Below are 2797 nucleotides of genomic sequence, written 5' to 3'. Positions count from 1 at the left end.
TGTTGACAGGGCGCCGCCAGATGTGGTCACCACGGTATTGTCCGTGCGTTCCTCAAGCCCTGTGACGGCCTGACCGAACAGGAAATCCACGCCGGAGCTTTCTAACCTCCTGTGCAATACCCGGCAGATCTCGCCATAATCAACGATACCGCTGGCTGGGGAAAACAGCGCCTGCACGCCGAGCACCATGGGTTCGCGCTCGGCAAGCTCTTCGCGGCTCACCGGCTGGACAACCTGCCCATTCTGGGTGGCGCGGCGTTCCAATTCGTCCAATGCGGATAGTTCTGACGCGTCGGTCGCAACAATCAGTTTGCCGCAATTCTCATACGCGATCTTATGGGTGTCGCAGAAGTCTTTCGTAGCCTTGGCACCGGCGGTGCATAGCTTGGCCTTGAGGCTGCCGGGCGCATAATAGATTCCGGCATGAATGACGCCGGAATTATGTCCGGTTTGATGCAGGCCGGGTCCGGATTCCTTGTCGATGACGACAATTTTCCGATCCGGTGCGGATTGGTGCAAAAAATGGGCGGTCGCAAGGCCGACGATCCCCGCACCAATGATTGCCAGGTCGTATATGTCACTCGAGCTTTGCATTAACCCCCCTTGGTTTCTTAACAGAAGGTCTATTCACCGAGTATCAGTCTATAAATTTCAATTTTGATGACTTAAGTTAAACATAACGAAACCAATGATCGGTCAAAGGAAGCACTATGCGGCAGCGTTCGCCCTTCAGCGGCACCCTTTCAGACGTTGATGTGTCCTTGCTACGCGAGTTCCTGGAGATTGCGGCGGCAGGTGGCATCACAGCGGCTGAGCCACGTTTGAACAAGAGCAAGTCAGCGATCAGCATCGGGCTGACCAAGCTTGAACAGCGGCTTGGGGTGCGCTTGTGCGAGCGTGGCAGATCGGGGTTTGCGCTGACCGAACAGGGTCGCCTGATCCACACGGCGACCGAACAGCTGATGTCCGAAATCAACCGGTTCTCGGATTTTGTCGGGTCAGCGTCGCATCGGCTTGAGGGCGAAGTCAGCGTGATGATCGACGACAGTTTCATCTTTGAAATGGAACAGCCCATCGCGTCGACCATCGCCAAGATGAACGAACATTATCCTCAACTTGACCTGAAGATCCGGATGACCGCACCTGACCGCGTTCTGGAGTCCGTTCTGGAAGGCAATGCCGACCTTGGATTCACCGGGTTGATACGGAGCAGTGATGCGTTGAACCTCATGCCGATGTTTGAAGAAGAGATGGGTCTTTTCTGTGGTGCGGATCATCCGCTGTTCAACATGCCCGAGGCAGAGTTGTCATATGAGATTTTGCAGCGCTACAGTTTTGTCCGCACCGGCGTCACGCAGACCGAAGAGTTTAGAAACTTCCTGTCTGGCCTCAGTTTTCAAGCCTCCGCACCAACCATTCTGTCCCGGATCCTGCTGATCCTGTCTTCACGTTATCTGGGATTTGTCCCGCTGGCCTTCGCGGCATTCTGGGAGGGCAAAGGGTCGATCCGTGAACTCCGGGTTCCCGGAAGCCGGGTCAAGATCGGGTGCTATCTGGTTCACAGGAAGTCGCGCCCCCTTGGTATGGCGGCAGGAACATTCAAAGACACTTTGAGCGACGAAGTTAAGAAACACGTCGCAAGCCTGCCAAAATAGAGACGGCTCTTATTGGGGGAAGGGGCTTTGGGCCGTAGGTTTCGAGCCCCTCACAACGCCGCTACCCTCATCGCCTAACGCTCTGCCCTTCAAGGTCCGGGGCGTTGGTCTCAAGTGTTCGCAGAAACGCGTTTCGCCCCTGGTCGATATCCGCAGAGATCCATTTTTCGGCGGCGTCGCCGTCCCGTCTGGCAAGAGCGTCAATCACCTTGTCATGCACATCATCGCCCCGATAGGTTTCAATCGCGCCTTCGAAATATCGCGAGAGCATTGGGCCCATCATGACCCAAAGTTGCTCGATGTGGTTTACAAGGGTCTCCTCTCGTGACGCCTTATATACACCGAAGTGGAACTCGATGTTCCTGCGAAATGCAGTGCCTCGCTGTTCGGGGAGCTGGGCAGTTCGGAACGACTCGTTCACTTCGCTGAGGGTCTGGAGTTCCTGCTGTGATATTCTTTCAGCGGCCAACCTTGCCGCTAGCCCCTCTAGTGGGGCCCTGACCAGAATGACCGAACGATAGCGATCCTTGGTCAAATCGGGAACTTGGGCAAATCGGCCCGACTTGTGCTCAAGAGCTCCCTCGCTGACAAGACGCAGGCAGGCTTCCCGGACCGGGGTAATGGATGTCCCGATCACATCGGCAAGGTCCTGCAGGATCATCCGCTGCCCTGGACCGTACTCTCCTTCGAGCAGGCCTGTTCTAAGAACCTGGTAGACGCGTAACGACAGGCTTCCCTTCGAGATTTTCCCGGTCGGAGCGCCGGATGTGCCTTGTCTGCCGGACAATGGGGCCGTTGCGTCGAACGATACAGGGTCTCCACTTTTCATCTTCGGGCCTCAATGCACGTATGTTGTATGGCTATCGAACCATCTATGTTGTCGGCATACCTCTGGCGCTTCAATCTCGAGTTGATGCGCTTCATTGGAATATGACTCATAAATTATCAGATATCCACACCCGCAGGGGATATTCTGCACGGGGAGAGGCTGGAGATGACTCTTCACCGACTTGTTTCTAGCGCAAGCATACCAGGTCGCAGTCGCAGATATCCAGTTGAATAGCGAGGCTTCATTGGTTGATTCAGAGCCTGAACCTCTTAGAGATACTGCCAAAGTTTGGCAAATTTGAGCGCAGCTGATG

General features: G+C 55.1%; 3 protein-coding genes. 1 reads left to right on the top strand and 2 read right to left on the bottom strand.

Annotated features, from left to right (window positions below):
• Positions 1-594, bottom strand: a 594-nt coding sequence (locus A3728_RS13475) for an FAD-dependent oxidoreductase (protein WP_150120791.1), incomplete at its 3' end; no start/stop codon positions are given.
• Between the two features lie 116 nt (positions 595-710).
• Here A3728_RS13475 and A3728_RS13470 point away from each other — a divergent pair.
• Positions 711-1655, top strand: coding sequence for a LysR family transcriptional regulator (locus tag A3728_RS13470; RefSeq protein WP_067267622.1), 945 nt, complete (start codon positions 711-713; stop codon positions 1653-1655).
• Positions 1656-1722: 67 nt separating this feature from the next.
• Here the strand turns inward: A3728_RS13470 and A3728_RS13465 are convergent, their stop codons facing one another.
• The gene (locus tag A3728_RS13465; protein ID WP_082851181.1) at positions 1723-2484 is read right to left on the bottom strand and encodes a GntR family transcriptional regulator; all 762 of its coding nucleotides are present in this window, start codon (positions 2482-2484) and stop codon (positions 1723-1725) included.
• Positions 2485-2797 lie beyond the last annotated feature (313 nt).

The sequence above is a fragment of the Sulfitobacter sp. HI0040 genome, from assembly GCF_001634885.1.
Classification (GTDB): domain Bacteria; phylum Pseudomonadota; class Alphaproteobacteria; order Rhodobacterales; family Rhodobacteraceae; genus Sulfitobacter.
This window is presented reverse-complemented; position numbering and strand designations above follow the sequence as displayed.

Bases quoted from the DNA above. Each gene is read 5' to 3' on its own strand.
- A3728_RS13465 (WP_082851181.1), bottom strand. From the start codon at position 2,484: ATGAAAAGTGGAGACCCTGTATCGTTCGACGCAACGGCCCCATTGTCC.
- A3728_RS13470 (WP_067267622.1), top strand. From the start codon at position 711: ATGCGGCAGCGTTCGCCCTTCAGCGGCACCCTTTCAGACGTTGATGTG.